An 18,819-nucleotide genomic window follows, 5' to 3' on the forward strand; every position below is an offset into this window, starting at 1 on the left:
GATGAACTGCCAAATGATGCGGGTCATCTCGTCGCCGTCGAGTTCGACGACCGGATTGGCAACCTTGATCTTCGCCATGATCTCACCTTGCGCTTGAAGTAGCTGGAACGGTCCTGCCGTCGGGCAGGAGGTTGCCGGGGCTATAGCGTGGTTGAGGCCAGGGGGGAAGGTGGGGGCAGCAAAGGAATTCAGCCCTGTCCCGCCCGTCCAGGCATTTTCCGGGTCTCGGTGCAGAGCGTTGCGCTGAAGAGCGAATTTACGGTGGCGGCCTTGCTGCGGATCGTGTCCGGGATCCTGGGGCTTTTGACCAGAGCGGCGGTGGCCCTGAGGAGGGCCTGGTCGCACAGGCAGGCGCCGCGGCCGACCCGCTCGTAGCAGAGATCATGGGAGCGGCAGGCCGCGTCCAGCGCATCGACGGGGGTAGCCCGGTTCACATCGCCCGCGCCGCACCAGTTGCCATGGAACAGGGGCGCCGATGCCCCCGACGATCCTGCCCCCAGGGGCGCTGCCGCCGCCTGGCCTGCCGACCAGAGGATCAGGCCCATCACAGCCCCCATGAGAGAACGCAAAAGAGGCACTACGTGACCTTTCGGCATTGTTCGTAAAGGTGACGATCCAACGTCAGTTATGCAGGAAATAAGAGACATCTGTGGGTTCAAGTTCCCTGACTGAGAAAATTCGCCACACCGCGTGTGCTGCCGCACGGAAACACAAGCTTAACCGTAGTTCAGATCATTCCGTTCCGACCGCTTCCTCAGGGGCACGAGGCGCAAAGCCGAAACCCCGGTGCCGTCGGATACATGGTTCAACATGAAGGGAGCTGACATGCGTCTTGCTTTAATTCTCGGAGCGGCGGCCTTGGTTCTGGCCGGCTGCCAGACGGCCGAACAATCCATGAGCAGTGCCGAATCCGTCTGCCGGGAAACCGGGCTCAAGCCCGGGACCGCCACCTACACCCGCTGCGTGAATGCAGGCTACCGGAACAACGTCGCCCAATCGAACGCCGCCGCCAACCAGGCCGCGGCCGGTGCGGCGGTGGGCGTCGTCGGCGGCGCGGTGCTCGGCGCCGCAGTGGCCCGTCCGCACTACTATTGCGGCTGGGGCTGCTGGTAGGCTCTCTGCGGTAAGGTCTTTAGGATTATGAAGCGGCCCCTCGATGAAAGATGCGAGGGGCTTTTCATGATCTGAAGCAACCGGACGTGCGGGATGCCGCCGGCAGAGCTAGCCGCCAGGCGGGTTCCGGCTGTATGGAGGCGTCTGCTCTCCATCTCGTCGAACGCGAACATGCCATGACCCAGCCGATCATCATCCTCGTCGAGCCCCAACTGGCCGAGAACATCGGCATGGTGGCCCGGGCCATGGCCAATTTCGGGCTCTCGGAATTGCGCCTCGTCTCGCCGCGCAACGGCTGGCCCAAGAAGGGCGCGCATTCGGCGGCATCGGGCGCGACCCATGTGCTGGAAGGCGCGACGCTCTACGACACGGTCCGCGAGGCCATCGCCGATCTCAACTTCGTCTTCGCCACCACGGCCCGTGAGCGGGGGCAGATGAAGCGGGTCTTCGCCCCGGACGAAGCCGTGAAGGAGGCCCGGCAGCGGTTGGGCGAGGGGCAGGGAATCGGCATCCTGTTCGGGCGCGAGCGCACGGGGCTCGAGAACGACGAGGTGTCGCTGGCCGACGCCATCATCACCTTTCCGGTCGACCCGAAATTCTCCTCGCTCAACCTGGCGCAGGCCGTCCTTCTCGTCTCGTACGAATGGTACAAGCTCGCCACGGGCGGCGCGCTGCCCTTCGAGGGCGGAGCGCTTTCGCCCCCGGCGCCCCGCGAGATGGTGATGTCGTTCTTCGACTACATCGAGGCCGAGTTGGAAGCGGTGAACTTCTATCCCGAGGACAAGAAGCCCATCATGGCCCGGAACATGCGGGACATCTTCCATCGCCTCGCAATGACCGAGCAGGAGGTGCGCACCCTGCGTGGGGCGATTCGTGCCCTTGCGGAAGGGCGCAGGTTGAGAAAACCTTAAGCAAATCGTGGCTTTATTACGATTGGGCTCTATCTGCCCGATTGTACAAGAGTTCGAGACAACGATGCGCCGCTTCCTGCCGCCTGTCCTGCTCCTTGGTGCGTTGCTTGCTGGCTCCTCAGCCTCTGCAGCAACGCCGCCCCAGCAGCCCGAGCAGGGGCCCGGGGGGAGAAACTATACATCGACGGAAGTCGTGAAGCGCGCGGTCGGCACCGCAAGCGCCGGGACCTTCGTCTTCCACGGCAACGACACACCGGCCAAACCGCGCCCGGTGGTGGTCTTTCTCCATTCCTGGGGCGGCGTGAACCCCGCCTATTATGGGGGCTGGATCGAGCATCTCGCCCGCAAGGGCAATCTCGTGCTGTTTCCCCGGTTTCAGGAGGTCAACCGTTCGCGACCGGCCGATGCCTCCAACCTTGCCGAGGACCTGATCCAATCGGCTCTGGCCGCCCTGGCGGACGATGCCAGTGCCAGGCCGGACCGGGAGCGGGTGGCCTTCATCGGCCATTCGGCCGGGGTGCCGATCGGTCTCAACCTTGCGGCCGGGGCAGGCTCCGGCAAGGTGCCGGCACCCAGGCTGATCTTCGGCCTGATGCCGGGCGGCATCGCCTCCACCGAGAAGGAGCGCGGCATCCTCCTGCGCGACCTCTCGACCATCGATCCGCAGACCCTGATCATCACCATGAGCGGCGACCGGGATTACCTGCCGGCCGACCGCGCCTCGCGGCTCATCCTCCAGCAGGCGAGCGCGGTTCCGGCCAACCGCAAGCTCTTCATGCGGGCCGGCTCCGACGACCACGGCTACCCGCCGATCACGGCAACGCTCGCATCGCCGGGATCTCCGAAGTCAGATTACGATGCCGCTTCCATTAAGCTGCCCCCCGATCCGCCCAGGGATCCGAAGCAGAAGAACACCTGGCGCTGGAGCGCCGACATGGCGCTCTCCGGCCCGCAGACCATCCTGACCCAGCAGCTCGGCAGCAACGGCACCGACACCATCGACTACCTCGCCTACTGGAAGACCTTCGACATTGCCGCCGAGGCAGCCTTCGCCGGCAAGGACGCCGCCGCTCTCGTGCGGGACCCGAAGTTCGTCGATATGGGCACCTGGAGCGACGGCTGGCCCGTGCGGCGTCTCTCGGCGCAGATGCCCAAGGTCGAGGGGGAGGAGAAGAAGCCGGAGCCGGGCCCGCGCCGCAGGCTGAACCAGGCGCCTTCGGAAACCCAGCAGGGCCTGTCCGACTTCATCAGCAAGTTGCGTACGTAAGGGTGTGTCATGCGTGTCGATCTTCTGGCAGGGGCGACCTATAATCCTGCCGTCATGCCGTCTCCCGTTCCCACGATCCTCGTCTTCGATTCTGGCCTCGGCGGCCTCACGGTCTTCTCGGAGGTCCTGAAGGCTCGGCCCGACGCCCGCTATGTCTATGCGGCGGACGATGCGGGCTTTCCCTACGGGCGCCTGAGCGAATCCGTCCTGGCGGAGCGGGTCGTCAGCGTCATGGAGCGGCTGGTCGCCCTGCACGATCCGGACCTCGTGGTGGTGGCCTGCAACACGGCGTCCACCGTCGTGCTGCCGCATCTGCGCGAGCGTTTCACCATCCCCTTCGTGGGCACCGTTCCGGCCATCAAGCCGGCCGCTCAGATGACCCGGACGGGATATGTCACGGTGCTCGCCACTCCCGGAACGGTGGCGCGGGACTATACCCGCGACCTCGTCGAGACCTATGCGGCGGGCTGCCGGGTCAACCTCGTTGGATCCCGCCATCTCGCGGGCATCGCCGAGGCGGAGATAGCCGGAGATCCTGTGTCGGATGACGAGCTGCTGGCCGAACTGCAGCCCTGCTTCGTCGCGGACGAGGGCGGGCGGACCGATGTCGTGGCCCTTGCCTGCACCCATTATCCGCTGCTCCTCCCACGCTTCCAGACTCTGGCGCCCTGGCCGGTGACCTGGATCGATCCGGCCCCGGCCATCGCCCGCCGGGTGACCCAACTGATCGGACCGCCGGTGCCCGGCCATGAGGCGGACGAGAACGAGACCGTCGCGGTGTTCACCAGCGGCGCCGGGATCAGCGCCGCCCTGCGGGGAGCCTTGCAGGACAAGGGCCTGCCGGTGGTGGCCGTCGAGGACATGCCGCTGCTGGTGGGATAATAGACGCTATGCGCTTCTCTCCTCCCCCTTGTGGGGAGGAGTTGGAGGTGGGGGTGCCGGCGCACGACTGTTCAAGGTTGGCGCTCACACCCCCACCCTGGCCCTCCCCACAAGGGGGAGGGGATAAGGAGCTGATTGTCCAATTCAACTCGCGTACCGTCCTCTATTGTATGTTTTGACGCCCTACAGCACCCAACATCAATTGACTTTCCTGCACTTTCCGCCTAAACCCCACCCGTTCGCGCGGTCCTCACGGGCCGCGTAACTTTTTACGCTCCCGTGGCCCGGCTCTAAGTCGGCCTGTCGTCCCATCCCCCGAGACAGCCTTTTGGCTTCCTCGGCATGAGGGGAAGAGGAGGGCGCGTTCCTCGCAAATTCGACAACAAAGAGGAACAGCGATGTCGAAGCGCATTCAGGCCAAGCATAAGCTTGACCGTCGTATGGGTCAGAATATCTGGGGCCGCCCGAAGAGCCCTGTGAACCGCCGCGAATACGGCCCCGGCCAGCACGGCCAGCGCCGCAAGGGCAAGATGTCCGACTTCGGCACGCAGCTGCGCGCCAAGCAGAAGCTCAAGGGCTACTACGCGAACATCACCGAGAAGCAGTTCCGCCGCTACTATGCGGAGGCGATCCGCCAGAAGGGCGACTCCGGTGAGAACCTGGTCGGCCTGCTCGAGCGCCGTCTCGACGCGGTCGTGTACCGCGCCAAGTTCGTCGCGACCCCCTTCGCCGCCCGTCAGTTCGTCAACCATGGTCACGTGAAGGTCAACGGCCGCCGCGTGAACATCCCGAGCTATCTCGTGAAGCCGGGTGACGTGATCGAGGTGAAGGACAAGTCGAAGCAGCTCGAAGTCGTCGTGGTGGCGAGCCAGCTCGCCGAGCGCGACGTTCCGGACTACATCGAGGTCGATCACTCCAAGATGACGGCCCGCGTGACGCGCATCCCGACCCTGTCGGAAGTGCCGTACCCGGTCCAGATGGAACCGAACCTCGTGATCGAGTTCTATTCGCGCTAATCGCTGCGAAAGCTCACTCACAAACGAAAGGCCGCCCATTGGGCGGCCTTTTTGCTTATCCAGACTTACTGCTGCTGAGCGGGCGCACGCGGGCCGCCGCGACCATGCTCCATCATGCCCATGCGGTGATGGTCCGCGCGTCCACGGCGTCCGCCGCGGTCCTGCCAGCGCGGACCGTCGTTGTCGACGGCCTCGCGCAGGAGGCGGGGAGCGATCCGCTTCTGGTCTTCCGTGAGCGTATCCCAGAGGGGGCGGAGAGCCGTCGTGACGGCGGTCGAGCGCTGAGCCCGCTCCGTCACCATGGCGCTGCGCCGTTCGAGGCGCTGCATGAAGTCCAGGGATCGGCGCTCGTTGCGGTCGGGGCGCTCCTGCATGCGGGTGTAGCGCTCGCCGGCAGACGTGCGGATGGCGCTCTCCACCGGGGCCCAGAGGCGTTCCTGATCGGCGTTCAGCTTCAGGCCGGCCTTGATCGAGGCGATGCGGGCATCGACGAGGCGGTTGAAGTCGTCCTGGCTCATGCGGGGGCGGCGATCCTGCCTATCCTGCGAAGGCGAGGCTGCCGGAGCATCCGGTGCGGGCACCGGCTGCGCCATAGCATAGGTGCCGGAGCCGGCCAGCAGGGCCGCAAGAGCGATGGTGGCGATGGTCTTCATGCGGATATCTCCGTGGTGACGATAAGGACAAGACTGCTCCCGTCCTGCTCTCGCTCACGTGACTGCCGCATGAACTTTTCGTCATGTCGTGGCATGATCGGAGGGCGGCGGTTCCGATGTCCATGCCGTCATCCCCTCAGAGGCCTTCCTCGGCAGCGATGTTGTTGAAAGCTCTTCTATCACAGGTTGCGTACAGAGCCTTGCCGATCTACCCTGGATAAGAAGGGGGCAGCATGTCGAAGGCAATCGTCCTGTTCTCAGATGGCACCGGCAACAGCGCGGCAGCGCTGCACGAGACCAATGTCTGGCGCCTCTACCAAGCGCTGGACCTGTCTCCACCCCAACCCGGCTCTCGACGGCAGGTCGCCTATTATGACGACGGGGTCGGCACATCGACGTTCAAACCGGTCGCGCTCCTGGGCGGCATCTTCGGCTATGGACTGAAGCGCAACGTGCTCGACATCTACACCTTCCTCTGCCGGAACTACGAGCCGGGCGACCAGATCTATGCATTCGGCTTCAGCCGAGGCGCATTCACGATCCGGGTGCTGGTCGGTTTCGTCGTGAGGCAGGGCCTTGTCCAATGCGATGGGGAGGCTGCCCTCCGGAAGCATGCCGAGGACGCCTATCGCAGGTACCGCAGGCGTTACAATTCGAAGGGCGGAAGGAGATTGGTCGAAACGCTTCGGAAAGCGCGGGACTGCGTCATCCGAAACTGGCGAAAGTGGCATGGGCAGCGCCAGTACGAGGCGGTGCCTCGGCTCAGGGTCGACAGGATTGCCTTCGTGGGTGTCTGGGATACGGTCGCCGCCTATGGGCTGCCGATCGCAGAGCTGACGCGGGCCATCGACAACTGGGTGTGGCCGCTCTCCATGCCAGACTACAAGCTGTCGAAGTTGGTTCTGCAGGCGCGTCATGCGCTCTCCCTCGACGACGAGCGCGATACCTTCCATCCTCTGCTGTGGGACGAGGTTGCCGAAGCCGACATGATCAGGAACAGGGATGTCGAGCCGGATCGGCTGCAGCAGGTCTGGTTTGCGGGAGTCCACTCCAATCTCGGCGGCGGCTACCCGGACGACACCCTGTCCTATGTCTCCCTGGAATGGATGCTCGACGAGGCAACGAAGGCCGGGTTGCGCTTCAGGAAAAGAGCGGTCGCAGAGATCAGGCGCACGGCCAATCCTTACGGGCCGATCTACAACTCGCGAAGGGGGCTCGCGGCCTACTACCGGTACCAGCCCCGGAAGATCTCCGCCCGGGTCGATCCGCCGGATGCCACGACGAAGGTCATGCAGGATCCGGACCTCAAGGGCGCGGGCCTGCTGACGGATGTGAAGATCCACGAGAGCGTCTTCGATCGCATCCGGTCCGGGGACGATGGCTATGCACCGATCGTCTTGCCCGGGGCCTACAGGATCGTCGGCTCGAATGGAGTGGTGCAGCCGCCTCTCGAAGCTCATCCCAAGCTTCGGGCGGAAGAGCAGGAGAAGGTCTGGAACATCGTCTGGAAGCGGCGGGTCACGTATTTCAGCACGGTCGCCGTCTCTCTGCTGCTGGCCTGCATGCCGATCATCCAAGGCTTCCGGCCGCCTTCCGCATGCGCTGGCCTTCCTTGCGTCATATCCCCCATCCTGCTGGACATCCGGGATTTCCTGCCCGGCTTCCTGTCGCCCTGGCTCAACGCCTTCGCTCGGGCGCCGGGATGGTTCCTGACGGGGGTTGCCGCGATCATCCTGCTGTTGATGACCAGCACGTCTCTGCAAAGCACCATTCAGGATCGGATGCGAGATCTCTGGAACGGATCGCTCGGACTGACGAGGCTGGGCAGAAGACCGCAGCCGGTGAGAGGCGGGTTCCCGGCCGACCGGATCTACAGGATGCGCACGAATGCGAGGTATCAAGGCTTCTGGCAGAGGTTGAAGTGGAATGTCGCGCCGGACTTCTTCGGAATCCTGACCCTGACAGCGGGAGCGCTCGGCGGCCTCGCCCTCGCGTTCCTGCTGTTCGCTAGCCCCGTTCATCGAACACAGCTGTGGAGCGCCGAGCGGACGAACCGGTACTGTGCCGCTCCGGAGGCTCAAGCTGCATCATTCTCTCCGAACATGCTGTGCTGGTCGACGCGTCAGGAGGTGAAAGAGGGTGTTCGGTATCAGGTGCTGTTTCACGTCGCCAAAGGCTGGTTCGACGAGAGCATTCCGGCAAGCCCGGCAGGATTCGGGAGCGAGCGGATGCCCTGGTACTTGCATTACGGCTCCATCCCCCTGCGCCGCTTCCCTTCGGCCAAGTGGCTTCAGCCGATGGCCAAGATCATCCCCACCCACAACCGGGGCGGACCGGTCGAGGCGCTCGACGTGGTCTGCGACCTGGAGGGCAAGACGTGCTCGGCCGAGTTCACTGCGCGGGCCGACGGGGTGCTCCACCTCTTCGTCAATGACGCCATCATCACGTGGCATGGCCTGACGGATCGCTTTTACCGCAACAACGATGGCTCTGCGGAGGTCACCGTCACAGCCCTGCAGCGTCAGTCCGACCCTTCCGGGGCTCGGAACTGACGTCTGGTTGGATCATGGTATTCGTCAAAGCCGCTTCAGGAACCCAGCAAAGCGCATCAGCCCCTCGGGCCAGGGGCCGTGACCGCTTTCCGTATTGAGGTGGCCGGCATCGCCCGCATCGACCACGGCCGCCCCCCAGGCATAGGCGATGTCCTCCGCCTTGGCGTAGTCGCAATGCGGATCGGTGCGGCTCGCGACGAGAACCGACGGGAACAGGATGGGATCGCGCGGGATCGGCGCGAAGGCGCGGTCGACGGCAGGGATGAAGTCGGGCCGCTCCACGTCCGGCATGCTGACCAGAAAGGCCCCCTGAACCTTGCCTCTCGGCAGGAGCGGGGCCGCATGGGCGATGGCGAGAACGCCGAGGCTGTGGCCGACCAGCACGACGGGCTTTTCGGCGCGCTTGACGTCCTGGACGATGCGCTCGACCCAGGCGTCCTTGTCGGGAGCGTCCCAGTTCTCCTGCTCGACCCGCCATGCGGTCGAGAGCTGGCGCTCCCATCGGCTCTGCCAATGGTCCGCGCCGGAATTCGTGTAGCCGGGAACGATGAGGATGTCGCAATCGGAGGTTTTCATGACCCCGAGATAAAGGCCCTCCGAGGCCCGTTCAAGCGCTCCTCTTCAACTCCATGCCCTCGGCCGCTTCGAGGGCTGCTTTGCGCTGCGCAATGTAGTCGCGGGTCAGGGGCACCACGTCGTTGCGCCGGGCGAGCTGGACCTGGAACACCACCGCATCCTGCCAGCGAAAGGCCGATTCCGCCATAGCGAGGTAGCATTCCCACATCCGGCAGAAGCGCTCGTCATAGAGCTTCAAGACCTCTTCGCGATGGGCCTGGAAGCGTTCGCGCCAGGCCTGAAGGGTATAGGCATAGTGCAGGCGCAGGATCTCGATATCTGTCACGATCAGACCGGCCCGTTCGATGGCCGGCATCATCTCCGACAGCACGGGCAGGTGGCCGCCCGGGAAGATGTATTTCGTTATCCAGGGATTGGTTGCGTAGGGCCTGCCGGAGCGCCCGATGGTGTGCAGGACCATGACCCCGTCCTCCTTCAGGAGGTTCCGGCAGGTCCGGAAAAACTCGTCGTAGGACGGCACGCCCACATGCTCGAACATGCCCACCGAGACGATGCGGTCGAAGGTGCCTGCAGTGGAGCGGTAATCCTCAAGCTCGAAATGGACCCGGTCCAGGAGGCCCGCTCCGCCCGCCCGCCGGCGCGAGACCTCGAACTGCTCCTCCGAGAGTGTCACGCCCTTGACCGTGCCGGCGCCTGCGACCTGCGCCAGGTAGAGCCCCATGCCGCCCCAGCCGGAGCCGATATCGAGCACGCTATGACCCCGGTCCACCATCAGCTTGGCCGCGATGTGCCGTTTCTTGGCGAGTTGCGCCTCCTCGAGGCTGGCGTCCGGATGGTCGAAATAGGCGCAGGAATACTGCCGGTCGCCGTCGAGGAAGAGGGCGTAGAGGCGGCCGTCGAGATCATAATGGTGAGCGACGTTGCGCTTGGCCTTCGCCGCATCGTTCTCGGCCCGGCGCATCATCCAGTGCCGGATCTTGCGCAGGCGCTGAAGAGGCAGTTCGTCCAACCGGCCATGGTTGTCCTGCAGGAGGAGCTGGAGCAGGTCGAGGATCGTGCCCTGCTCGATGACGAGGCGGCCGTCCGCATAGAGTTCGCCGAGCTTCAGTTCGGGATGGAGGCAGAGCGCCATCTGGGCAGCGGCGTCCGCAAACCGGATCGAGGCCCGGGGTTCGGCTCCGTCTCCGAAGATGGATCGCCCGCCTTCGGCCGTGGTCATCTCCAGGGTGCCGTGCTTCACGGCCCGCGTGAAGGCAAGAGAGAGGATCTTCTCCGACAGCATGGCAGCAGTTCCCGCGCCATTGGCCTCCCGACGCGGGAATTGTTGCTTATTCCGGGAAGGATTGCCAGCCCTGCAGCTATGCGCCACCGGCGCCGAAGACCCGCGTGAAGATCGTGTCCACATGCTTGAAGTGGTAGCCGAGATCGAAGCAGGTCTCGATCTCGTCCGCAGACAGGTACTTCGTCACGTCGGCGTCGCTTTTGAGAAGAGTCAGGAAGTCCCCTTCGCCGCGCCAGACCGGCATGGCGTTGCGCTGGACGAGCCGGTAGGCGTCCTCGCGGGAGGCGCCCTTCTGGGTCAGGGCCAGCAGGACCCGCTGCGAATGGACGAGGCCGCCGAGGCGATCCAGGTTCTTCTGCATGTTCTCCGGATAGACCACGAGCTTGTCGATCACGTTGGTGAGCCGCGCGAGCGCGAAGTCCAGGGTCACGGTGGCATCGGGCCCGATCATGCGCTCGACGGAGGAATGGGAGATATCCCGCTCGTGCCAGAGGGCCACGTTCTCCATGGCCGGCAGGGCATAGGCGCGCACCATGCGGGCGAGGCCCGTCAGGTTCTCGGTCAGCACCGGATTGCGCTTGTGCGGCATGGCGGACGAGCCCTTCTGGCCGGCCGAGAAGAACTCCTCCGCCTCCAGCACCTCGCTGCGCTGCAGGTGGCGCACTTCCGTGGCCAGGCGCTCGATGGAGGAGGCGATGACGCCCAGCGTGGCGAAATACATGGCGTGCCGGTCGCGGGGGATCACCTGGGTCGAGACCGGCTCGACCGACAGGCCCATCTGCTCGGCCACGTAGTCCTCGACGGAGGGATCGATGTTGGCGAAGGTGCCGACCGCGCCGGAGATCGCGCAGGTGGAGATCTCCCGCTGCGCCTCGATGAGCCGGAGCTTGCAGCGCTCGAACTCGGCATAGGCCCCTGCCAGCTTGAGGCCGAAGGTGATGGGCTCCGCGTGGATGCCGTGGGAGCGGCCGATGGTCGGCGTCATCTTGTGCTCGAAGGCACGGCGCTTGATGGCGGTGAGCAGTTCGTCCATGTCACGCAGCAGGATGTCGGTCGCGCGGGCGAGCTGCACGTTGAACGTGGTGTCGAGCACGTCCGAGGAGGTCATGCCCTGGTGGACGAACCGGGCCTCGGGGCCGACGATCTCGGAGAGATGCGTGAGGAAGGCGATGACGTCGTGCTTGACCTCGCGCTCGATGGCGTCGATCCGCTCCACGTCGAAGGTGGCCTTGGAGCCTTTCTCCCAGACTTTTTCCGCCGCCTCCTTCGGCACGACGCCGAGATTGGCCAGCGCCGTGGTGGCATGAGCCTCGATCTCGAACCAGATGCGGAACTTGGTTTCCGGCGACCAGATGGCCACCATCTCGGGACGGCTGTAACGGGGGATCACGAGCTTTCTCCTGCAGCGCAGTGCGGTGTTCACCAAAGTAAGGGAGAGCCGCCGTACTTCGCCTTCAACAATCGCCACCGGCGGGGAACGGCTCCAAGAGCGATCCGGTGGTGACTATGTGATGACCGTGGCGAATACAAGCCTCATGCGCCTTTGGTTCGGGAAGGCTCAATCCCATGAAACCGATCCGAACCTCCTCCCTCGCGGGCCCATCAAATTCCGGCAGAGGCGCTCCAGCCGTTGGCCGAGCCTTCCGACGGGACCCCTGAGCCCCGTGTGGATCGTGCTGAAGTGTCGTTCTTGTAACAGCAGACGGAGAATTTCAGTGCTGGTCAAATTTGGCCATTGACGGTTCTGCTTCTGTTCATGCAGGTTTCGCGTCCGATTTCCGTAAGGGCAGAAAAATGGCACGTCTAACGAATTCAAAGTCTGTGTTGATTGATAACAGTGGCGTCTTGACGTTGACGGGCGGTGAGTACGCCTTCAACTTCACCAATAACAAGAATTTCATTCAGATCGAGCAGGAAAACGGTCAGACCACCAACCTCCGGGCTAGCGAGTTCAAGGCCGTCAGCAAGATCGTCGTCGGTCAGGACACCAATGTCACCATCGATTTCGCGCGGCTCAAAGACATCGATATCGACTTCCAGGCGAATGGTGGCGTGAACCTGACCGGGATCACGTTCAGGACGGCAGATGTCGCGTCGGATTCCAAGTTCGAGCCAGATCAAGACTTAAATACGATCATTGTCGAGTTGCTCTCGGAGCGCGGCGTCGAAGGTGCAGTTGATGCGCTCACTATTAACGGCAACAAGGGTGACGCGTTCAAGGTGATCTGGGACTACCTGGACGACAACTACTCAACCTATGGCAACTACTACAACGAGACCGTCAATGAGGCATTCATCCGTCTCGGCCTAAAATACGTCGAGTACCTGCGTGCAGGTGGAGAGCCTCTGGATCAGGTGATCGGAAAGTACCAGCCTGATGGCGCCGATGCGGGGACAAATCCAGACCGCGTCCAGAGCATCCACGACAACTTGCTCGGCAACTTCAACAAGACCGATTTCGAGTCCCGTTTCCCTGTGGGGACGGATCTGCGAGGTGCCCTCTGGGGCGAGATCGTCGAGACCGGAGCTACCGACCTGTACGACCGTCCGCTCTATAGTGGACATGAGGGGCAGACGTCTCCCACGACCTGGGACGTGGAGCACGGCTACCTGCTGGTTCTCTAGTTCTCAGGAGAGAATGTCGGGAGGTGGGGCATAGGCTCCACCTCTCACTTCGAATGCATAAGGCCAATGAATGAGGCGTTACCGTGCCTTCTCAGCCACCTCGCGAATGGCCGACATGTTGGCGGCGTAAGCGGAAGGGCCTCCCTTGAAGGTGGCGGAGCCGGCAACGAGCGCGTTGGCGCCGGCGGCGGCCACGAGGGGGGCGGTCTCGACGGTCACGCCGCCGTCGATTTCGATGTCGATGTCGCGGTCGCCGATCATGGCCTTGACTCGGCGGGTCTTCTCGCAGACCGAGCCGATGAAGGCCTGCCCGCCGAAGCCCGGATTGACCGTCATCAGCAGCACGAGATCGACCATGTCGAGGACCGGCTCGATGGCGGCTTCGTGGGTGCCGGGATTGAGCACCACGCCGGCCTTCTTGCCCAGCGCCCGGATGGTCTGGAGCGACCGGTGGAGATGCGGGCCTGCCTCCGCATGGATGCTGATGATGTCCGCGCCTGCCTTGGCGAAGGCCTCCAGATAGGGATCGACCGGCGCGATCATCAGATGCACGTCGAAGACCTTGGAGGTGTGGGGGCGCAGGGCCTTCACCACGTCGGGTCCGATGGTGATGTTCGGCACGAAGTGGCCGTCCATGACATCGATATGGATCCAGTCGGCGCCGGCGGCGTCGACAGCGCGGATTTCCTCGCCGAGCTTGGAGAAGTCGGAGGCCAGGATCGAGGGAGCGATGAGCAGGGGGCGTGTCATGGCCGCGCCGTTACCACGAGCCTGCCCGCACGGCAACGGGGCGTTGGCGTACAGCCATGAACCAATCCAATACCACTCACCTGGGGAGAGGTCCGTCCGCCGCAGGAAATCCGTGGACGGCTTCGATCCAAGAGGAGTAAAGAAAGGCCTCGTTTGAACGATACGAGCGCGCCTTTCATCCTTGGAAGGCGCCTGAGATGGGGCAGGACCTTCATGCGTAAGGATGTGGTTGTTCTCGGGGCCGGGATCGTCGGCGTGTCCATTGCCGTGCATCTGCAGAAGCGCGGACGGTCGGTCCTGCTGATCGACAAGCGCAAGCCCGGCGAGGAGACCTCCTTCGGCAATGCGGGCCTGATCCAGCGAGAAGGCGTCTACCCTTACGGCTTCCCCCACGATTTCGGCGCGCTCCTGCGCTATGCCCTGAACAACACCATCGACGCCCATTACCACTGGGCCGCGATCCCGAAGCTGGCGCCGTTCCTGTGGCAGTACTGGATGCACTCGCGTCCCGCCCAGCACAAGGCCATCGCCCGGATGTATGCGCCCCTGATCGAGCGCAGCGTCACCGAGCACATGGCGCTGGCGGAGGAATCCGGCTCCACGCCCCTGATCCGCCCCACCGGCTGGATGAAGGTTTTCCGCGACGAGAAGAGTCGGGACGAGCAGTTCCGGGATGCGGAAGAGGTGAAGCGCGACTTCGGCGTCAACTTCGACGCCCTCGACACCAGAGCGGTGGCCGACCGCGAGCCGCACCTCAAGGTGGAGACCATAGGCGGCATTCACTGGACCGACCCGGCCTCCGTGTCGGATCCTCACCTGCTCACCATGGGCTATGTCGGCCTCTTCGAGCGCCTCGGGGGCGAACTGGCGGCAGGCGATGCCAGGACTCTGGAGGAATCCGCGACCGGCTGGCGGGTTCAGACCGAGAGGGGCCCGGTGGAGGCGGGAGCCGTCGTCGTGGCGCTTGGCGCCTGGGCCGACGTGGTCACAAAGCAGCTCGGCTACAACCTGCCGCTCGCCGTCAAGCGCGGCTACCACATGCACTACAAGCCGCAGGGCAACGCGGTGCTCAACCGCCCGACCCTCGATTTCGATCGCGGCTATTTCCTGGCCCCGATGTCCAAGGGAATCCGGCTCACCACGGGGGCGGAATTCGCCCATCGCGATGCACCCAAGACTCCGGTCCAGCTCGGCCGGGCCGAGCCGATCGCCCGGGAGTTCTTCCCCTTGGGCGAGCGTGTCGATCCGGAGCCCTGGATGGGGATGCGCCCCTGCACGCCGGACATGATGCCGATCATCGGTCCGGCGCCGAAGCACAGGAACCTCTGGTTCGGCTTCGGCCACGCCCATCACGGCCTGACCCTCGGACCTGTCACGGGCCGGCTCCTCGCCGAGATGATCACGGGCGAGACCCCGATGGTCGACCCGAAGCCCTACCGGGCGGACCGGTTCTAGCGCGGTAGGCTTTTGAACCTCTGTTTGTGATCATCACATGAATTTTATCCTCTCTGTTTAGAGAGGATTTTGCCTTGAACGATAGGTTAGAACGTTTATGATCCGCTCCAACGTTACGGGGGAGCGAATGCTGGGAAGTGACCGATCGCTGGTCAGCGCCATCTACGAGGCCGCGGTCGTTCCTGAACGTTGGTTTCATGTCTTCGAGCAGATTTCCGCCTTTGCAGGAGCCAATGGCGGCTTCATGATTGCCGATACGGGCGGGGGTGCGCGGTCGTGGGTCGCCACGGAGCGCTTTCGGCCCGTTCTGGGGGAGTTCTATGCGCAGGGCTGGCACCTGCGGAACGCCTGGGCCGAGCGAGGGAGCCGGCGAAAGCGCCTCCATTTCTTCGATGAGACCGAGATCTTCGCTCCCGGCGAGCTCGATCCCATCCCAATGTACCGGGACTTCATCCGCCCCCAGGGCGGCGGCTGGTCTGCGGGCGCCCTGATGCAGTTCCCCGGCGGCGGACAGGTGTCCATGCGGTTCGAGCGCCCCTTCCATCATGGGCCCATGGAGGATGATCTGCGGGCGCGGCTGAACCTGCTCCGGCCGCACCTGGCTCGCGCGGCCCTCCTGTTCACCAAGCTCGGCCTGCGTCAGGCTCGCTCGACGGTGTCGGCCCTGCAGTTCATGGACATACCAGCGGCTGTACTCACCCGAAGCGGACGGCTCCTCGCCTGCAACGCGGCCATGGAGTCCCGGCTGTCGCAGGAGAGCGTGGGAGCCGGAGACCGGCTTGCCTTCTCGGATAAAGCCGCGCAGCTCGCCCTGAGCGAGAGCCTCGAGCGGATCACCGTCGGTGCATTCGAGCGGCTCCGCGGTCCCATCGCCTTGCCGGCAACGGAGGAGCAGGGGGCAGCGGTCGCCTATCTGATCCCGATGCGCGGGGCGGCCCAGGACCTGTTCGGCTGCGAGAGCACGCTCCTGATGATCCGGCCGGCGCATTCTGAAAGCAGGCTCATGGATCTGGTGCGGACCCGTTTCGTGATCGATGCCGGCAAGGCCCAGCGCTGGGCGCGCCTGATATCCGCCACCTGCCCACGCCTGGCAGCCGCTCTCCTCGCCTCGAGCGAGAAGGTTCAGGACGCCCTTGACCGCACGCTCGGACGAACCACGAACGGGCTGGAAGCCCGCATGGCGAGTTTCCTGTGGCGGCTGAGCGACGACCCGGAATGCCGGTCTATCACGAAGCGGGAAGCCGCCTTGCTCTAACCCTGCTCACTTTCCCGAAGCGGTCCCCCCAGGCCGGCTGCGCGCCGGGATAGGGCAGGGCCGTGGCTTCGTAGACGCCGCGGGCGATGGCGCGGGTCAGGCAATCGGCGGCGAGCGCCGTGATTTCCGTGAATTCCGTCGCCTCGTCCCGAAGGGCTTTGCGTCCGGTCGCGGCGGCGAAGATCGTGTCACCGTCGAACAGGGCGTGGGAGAAGCGCAGGCCGCGGGCGAGTCCGGCATGGGACGCAATGGCGAGGCGCCTGGCCTGGGCCTTGGTCAGCACCGCATCGGTGGCGACCAGGGCGATGGTGGTGGCCGGCTGGGGCCCGCCTTTCCAGACGAGCGAGCGCATCTTCGGGCTGACCTGCGAGGGAAGCCCCAGGCCGCCGAACTCGCTCCCTTCCTCGAGAGCCCCGGCCCAGAAATGCGGACCGTCGCCGATGATCGCAGAGGCGACAGCATTGACGATCACGAGGGCGCCGACCCTGTGGCCCGAGGTTGTCGTCGCGCTCGTGGAGCCAAGACCGCCTTTCAGGGTGGCCGTGGTCGCCCCGTAGCCGCCGCCTGCGGTGCCGAGGTCGAAATCGACGCTGGCCTGTTCCGCCGCCTGGAATCCGAGCTCGCGATAGGGCGGATAGCGGCCCCAATCCTTGTTGCCGCCGTTGATGAGATCGAAGCTGGAGGCCTGGCACACGATGGGGACGAGGGCCTCCCGGACCGCAAAGCCGATCCCCTGTTCCCTGAGGTATGCCTGAACCCCGCCCGCCGCATCGAGGCCGAAGGCGGAACCGCCGGAGAGCACCACCCCATGGATGCTGGGCACCATCTTGTCGGGGTCGAGCAGATCGGTCTCGCGGGTGGCGGGCGCCCCGCCCATGGCGAAGCAGGAGGCAACCGCCGGCTCGTCGAAGAGCGCCACCGTGACGCCGGAGCCGAGGGCCGCGTCGTGGGCATTGCCGATTCGAAGGCCTGCCACGTCGGTGATGAGATTGCGCGCCTGAGTCATGGCCTTAAGAAAACCGGAAACCGGATCCCTTCACAAGCTGGCGAAGCGGCGTTTCACCGGCTTTCTAAGACAGGAGCAACGGGCTAAAGCATCGGACCCAAAAGTGGGCTCCACTTTTGGGTCCGATGCATTCTTCTTTGATGAGAGCATCGTTGATGCGGAAAACCGGATCCACTTTTCCGCACGATGCTCTAAAAGGCTCGTCATGCTCAGCGTTTCCTTCCCGGCCGCGGCCCTCGGCGGCCTCATCAGTTTCTTGAGCCCCTGCGTGCTGCCGCTGGTGCCGCCCTATCTGTCGTTTCTCGCCGGCACCACCTTCGACCAGTTGAGCGCGGGCGACGACCGGGCCGTCCGGAGGAGGGCGGTTCTGGCGGCGCTCCTGTTCGTGGCGGGCTTCTCGACCGTGTTCGTGCTGCTCGGGGCCACCGCGTCCGCCCTGGGCCAGGTGATCCGGCAGTACCTCGATGTCCTGAGCACCGTGGCCGGTATAGCCATCATCGTCATGGGCCTGCACTTCCTCGGCGTGTTCCGGATCGGCCTGTTCTACCGGGAGGCGCGGTTCAGCGTGACCCGACCGGTCGGACTCTGGGGAGCCTATGTGATGGGATTGGCCTTCGCCTTCGGCTGGACGCCCTGCATCGGCCCGGTGCTGGCGGCGATCCTCACCGTTGCGGGGACGGAGGACAGCGTGTCCCAGGGAGCCCTGCTGCTGGCGGCCTATTCGGCGGGCCTCGGCATACCGTTCCTGCTCGCCGCCTTCGCCATGAAGCCCTTCGTGGCGCTTCTCAAGCGCGTGCGCTCCCGCTTCGTTCTGATCGAGAAGACCATGGGCGTTCTCCTCGTCCTGACCGGCATCGCGTTCCTCACCGGCTGGATCACCACCATGTCGTTCTGGCTCCTGGAGACGTTTCCAGCGCTCGGGCGGCTCGGATAAGGTTGCACAGGAATCGGGTCGCTCCCCTGAAGCAGGCTCGCCATTCTGGTGATCCCTCACAGGAGATCACCCATGACGTTTCACATCCGCGGCCTTGATGCCGAACCCTATGCAAAGCTGTTCCATCTCGACGAAACCGCTCTCGAGGCTCTCGGGGCCAAGCGGGTCGTTGCCGATGCCCCTGACATGTATCCCTGCCGGATCGCCCTGGAGCGGGTCGCGGAGGGGGAGGAGCTTCTGCTGCTCAACCATACCCACCAGACGAATCCGGCCTCGCCTTACCGCGCGGCCGGGCCGATCTTCGTCAGCCGCTCCGCCAGGACGGGGAGCTACCGGGGCGAGCTGCCGCCGATGCTGCGGGACCGGCTTCTGTCCCTGCGCGCCTACGATGCCAATGCCTTCATCGTCGATGCCGAGGTGGGCGAGGGCGGGGAGGTGTTGCGCCTGATCGAGCGCTTCCTCGCCAACCCGGAGGTTGCGCATGTGGATGCCCACTTTGCCCGGCGCGGATGCTTTGCCGCGCGGGTCGAGCGGGCCTGACG

Annotated in this window: 18 protein-coding genes; 11 read left to right on the top strand and 7 right to left on the bottom strand. The window is 64.6% G+C overall.

Translation table 11 applies throughout. The features are described from left to right. Positions 1–188: 188 nt before the first annotated feature. Positions 189–545 carry a phospholipase A2 family protein gene (locus tag AC0QTX_RS23490; protein WP_474606232.1) on the bottom strand — a complete coding sequence of 119 codons (357 nt, stop codon included), beginning with the start codon at positions 543–545 and terminating at the stop codon, positions 189–191. Between the two features lie 280 nt (positions 546–825). Here AC0QTX_RS23490 and AC0QTX_RS23495 point away from each other — a divergent pair, with 280 nt between their 5' ends. The 5 genes from AC0QTX_RS23495 to rpsD all read left to right on the top strand — a co-directional run bounded on the left by AC0QTX_RS23495 (position 826) and on the right by rpsD (position 5,189). After that, positions 826–1,113 carry a hypothetical protein gene (locus tag AC0QTX_RS23495; protein WP_474606233.1) on the top strand — a complete coding sequence of 96 codons (288 nt, stop codon included), beginning with the start codon at positions 826–828 and terminating at the stop codon, positions 1,111–1,113. Positions 1,114–1,289: 176 nt separating this feature from the next. Further along, positions 1,290–2,024: an RNA methyltransferase gene (locus AC0QTX_RS23500; protein ID WP_474606234.1), complete on the top strand. Its 735-nt coding sequence runs from the start codon at positions 1,290–1,292 to the stop codon at positions 2,022–2,024. 64 nt (positions 2,025–2,088) lie between these two features. Continuing rightward, positions 2,089–3,291 carry a dienelactone hydrolase family protein gene (locus AC0QTX_RS23505; RefSeq protein ID WP_474606235.1) on the top strand — a complete coding sequence of 401 codons (1,203 nt, stop codon included), beginning with the start codon at positions 2,089–2,091 and terminating at the stop codon, positions 3,289–3,291. Positions 3,292–3,300: 9 nt separating this feature from the next. Beyond that, complete coding sequence (gene murI / locus AC0QTX_RS23510; protein WP_474606236.1) at positions 3,301–4,173, top strand: glutamate racemase; 873 nt, start codon at positions 3,301–3,303, stop codon at positions 4,171–4,173. Between the two features lie 398 nt (positions 4,174–4,571). Continuing rightward, positions 4,572–5,189, top strand: a complete 618-nt coding sequence (rpsD, locus tag AC0QTX_RS23515) for a 30S ribosomal protein S4 (RefSeq protein ID WP_199050986.1) — start codon at positions 4,572–4,574, stop codon at positions 5,187–5,189. 65 nt (positions 5,190–5,254) lie between these two features. On the opposite strand, the gene AC0QTX_RS23520 is transcribed toward rpsD, so the two are convergent. Continuing rightward, positions 5,255–5,842, bottom strand: a complete 588-nt coding sequence (locus AC0QTX_RS23520) for a Spy/CpxP family protein refolding chaperone (RefSeq protein ID WP_474606237.1) — start codon at positions 5,840–5,842, stop codon at positions 5,255–5,257. 233 nt (positions 5,843–6,075) lie between these two features. Between AC0QTX_RS23520 and AC0QTX_RS23525 the strand changes: the two genes are divergently transcribed. After that, positions 6,076–8,394 carry a DUF2235 domain-containing protein gene (locus AC0QTX_RS23525; RefSeq protein ID WP_474606238.1) on the top strand — a complete coding sequence of 773 codons (2,319 nt, stop codon included), beginning with the start codon at positions 6,076–6,078 and terminating at the stop codon, positions 8,392–8,394. A 24-nt stretch (positions 8,395–8,418) separates the two neighbouring features. Here AC0QTX_RS23525 and AC0QTX_RS23530 read toward each other — a convergent pair whose 3' ends face one another. The 3 genes from AC0QTX_RS23530 to purB form a co-directional block, all read right to left on the bottom strand. Then, positions 8,419–8,970, bottom strand: a complete 552-nt coding sequence (locus AC0QTX_RS23530) for an RBBP9/YdeN family alpha/beta hydrolase (RefSeq protein WP_474606239.1) — start codon at positions 8,968–8,970, stop codon at positions 8,419–8,421. Positions 8,971–9,001: 31 nt separating this feature from the next. Beyond that, positions 9,002–10,252 (bottom strand): class I SAM-dependent methyltransferase, encoded by a 1,251-nt coding sequence (locus AC0QTX_RS23535; protein ID WP_474606240.1) that lies wholly within the window; start codon positions 10,250–10,252, stop codon positions 9,002–9,004. A gap of 76 nt (positions 10,253–10,328) precedes the next feature. Next, a complete protein-coding gene (purB, locus tag AC0QTX_RS23540; protein WP_474606241.1) occupies positions 10,329–11,642 on the bottom strand; it encodes an adenylosuccinate lyase in 1,314 nt (437 codons plus the stop codon). 455 nt (positions 11,643–12,097) lie between these two features. On the opposite strand from purB, the gene AC0QTX_RS23545 reads away from it, so the two are divergent. Beyond that, entirely contained in the window at positions 12,098–12,877 is a 780-nt protein-coding gene (locus tag AC0QTX_RS23545) for a hypothetical protein (protein ID WP_474606242.1), read from the top strand. Between the two features lie 78 nt (positions 12,878–12,955). Here AC0QTX_RS23545 and rpe read toward each other — a convergent pair whose 3' ends face one another. Beyond that, complete coding sequence (rpe, locus tag AC0QTX_RS23550) at positions 12,956–13,627, bottom strand: ribulose-phosphate 3-epimerase (protein WP_474606243.1); 672 nt, start codon at positions 13,625–13,627, stop codon at positions 12,956–12,958. Between the two features lie 213 nt (positions 13,628–13,840). Here rpe and AC0QTX_RS23555 point away from each other — a divergent pair, with 213 nt between their 5' ends. Beyond that, positions 13,841–15,082 (top strand): NAD(P)/FAD-dependent oxidoreductase, encoded by a 1,242-nt coding sequence (locus AC0QTX_RS23555; protein WP_474606244.1) that lies wholly within the window; start codon positions 13,841–13,843, stop codon positions 15,080–15,082. A 127-nt stretch (positions 15,083–15,209) separates the two neighbouring features. Next, positions 15,210–16,337 carry a hypothetical protein gene (locus AC0QTX_RS23560; RefSeq protein ID WP_474606245.1) on the top strand — a complete coding sequence of 376 codons (1,128 nt, stop codon included), beginning with the start codon at positions 15,210–15,212 and terminating at the stop codon, positions 16,335–16,337. Here AC0QTX_RS23560 and AC0QTX_RS23565 read toward each other — a convergent pair. Continuing rightward, positions 16,309–17,343: a P1 family peptidase gene (locus AC0QTX_RS23565; RefSeq protein ID WP_474606246.1), complete on the bottom strand. Its 1,035-nt coding sequence runs from the start codon at positions 17,341–17,343 to the stop codon at positions 16,309–16,311. The two genes, AC0QTX_RS23560 and AC0QTX_RS23565, sit on opposite strands and share 29 nt — an antisense overlap. Positions 17,344–17,548: 205 nt before the next feature. On the opposite strand from AC0QTX_RS23565, the gene AC0QTX_RS23570 reads away from it, so the two are divergent. Both AC0QTX_RS23570 and AC0QTX_RS23575 read left to right on the top strand, forming a co-directional pair. Next, entirely contained in the window at positions 17,549–18,277 is a 729-nt protein-coding gene (locus AC0QTX_RS23570; RefSeq protein WP_474606247.1) for a cytochrome c biogenesis CcdA family protein, read from the top strand. Between the two features lie 72 nt (positions 18,278–18,349). Further along, complete coding sequence (locus tag AC0QTX_RS23575) at positions 18,350–18,817, top strand: DUF1203 domain-containing protein (RefSeq protein ID WP_474606248.1); 468 nt, start codon at positions 18,350–18,352, stop codon at positions 18,815–18,817. The last annotated feature ends 2 nt before the right edge of the window (positions 18,818–18,819 follow it).

Source organism: Microvirga sp. jy35 (genome assembly GCF_056148915.1).

What these genes read in the sequence shown, in the direction of transcription:
- AC0QTX_RS23490 (WP_474606232.1), bottom strand. Translation starts at nt 545, where the DNA reads ATGGGCCTGATCCTCTGGTCGGCAGGCCAGGCGGCGGCAGCGCCCCTG.
- AC0QTX_RS23495 (WP_474606233.1), top strand. Translation starts at nt 826, where the DNA reads ATGCGTCTTGCTTTAATTCTCGGAGCGGCGGCCTTGGTTCTGGCCGGC.
- AC0QTX_RS23500 (WP_474606234.1), top strand. Translation starts at nt 1,290, where the DNA reads ATGACCCAGCCGATCATCATCCTCGTCGAGCCCCAACTGGCCGAGAAC.
- AC0QTX_RS23505 (WP_474606235.1), top strand. Translation starts at nt 2,089, where the DNA reads ATGCGCCGCTTCCTGCCGCCTGTCCTGCTCCTTGGTGCGTTGCTTGCT.
- murI (WP_474606236.1), top strand. Translation starts at nt 3,301, where the DNA reads ATGCGTGTCGATCTTCTGGCAGGGGCGACCTATAATCCTGCCGTCATG.
- rpsD (WP_199050986.1), top strand. Translation starts at nt 4,572, where the DNA reads ATGTCGAAGCGCATTCAGGCCAAGCATAAGCTTGACCGTCGTATGGGT.
- AC0QTX_RS23520 (WP_474606237.1), bottom strand. Translation starts at nt 5,842, where the DNA reads ATGAAGACCATCGCCACCATCGCTCTTGCGGCCCTGCTGGCCGGCTCC.
- AC0QTX_RS23525 (WP_474606238.1), top strand. Translation starts at nt 6,076, where the DNA reads ATGTCGAAGGCAATCGTCCTGTTCTCAGATGGCACCGGCAACAGCGCG.
- AC0QTX_RS23530 (WP_474606239.1), bottom strand. Translation starts at nt 8,970, where the DNA reads ATGAAAACCTCCGATTGCGACATCCTCATCGTTCCCGGCTACACGAAT.
- AC0QTX_RS23535 (WP_474606240.1), bottom strand. Translation starts at nt 10,252, where the DNA reads ATGCTGTCGGAGAAGATCCTCTCTCTTGCCTTCACGCGGGCCGTGAAG.
- rpe (WP_474606243.1), bottom strand. Translation starts at nt 13,627, where the DNA reads ATGACACGCCCCCTGCTCATCGCTCCCTCGATCCTGGCCTCCGACTTC.
- AC0QTX_RS23555 (WP_474606244.1), top strand. Translation starts at nt 13,841, where the DNA reads ATGCGTAAGGATGTGGTTGTTCTCGGGGCCGGGATCGTCGGCGTGTCC.
- AC0QTX_RS23560 (WP_474606245.1), top strand. Translation starts at nt 15,210, where the DNA reads ATGCTGGGAAGTGACCGATCGCTGGTCAGCGCCATCTACGAGGCCGCG.
- AC0QTX_RS23565 (WP_474606246.1), bottom strand. Translation starts at nt 17,343, where the DNA reads ATGACTCAGGCGCGCAATCTCATCACCGACGTGGCAGGCCTTCGAATC.
- AC0QTX_RS23570 (WP_474606247.1), top strand. Translation starts at nt 17,549, where the DNA reads ATGCTCAGCGTTTCCTTCCCGGCCGCGGCCCTCGGCGGCCTCATCAGT.
- AC0QTX_RS23575 (WP_474606248.1), top strand. Translation starts at nt 18,350, where the DNA reads ATGACGTTTCACATCCGCGGCCTTGATGCCGAACCCTATGCAAAGCTG.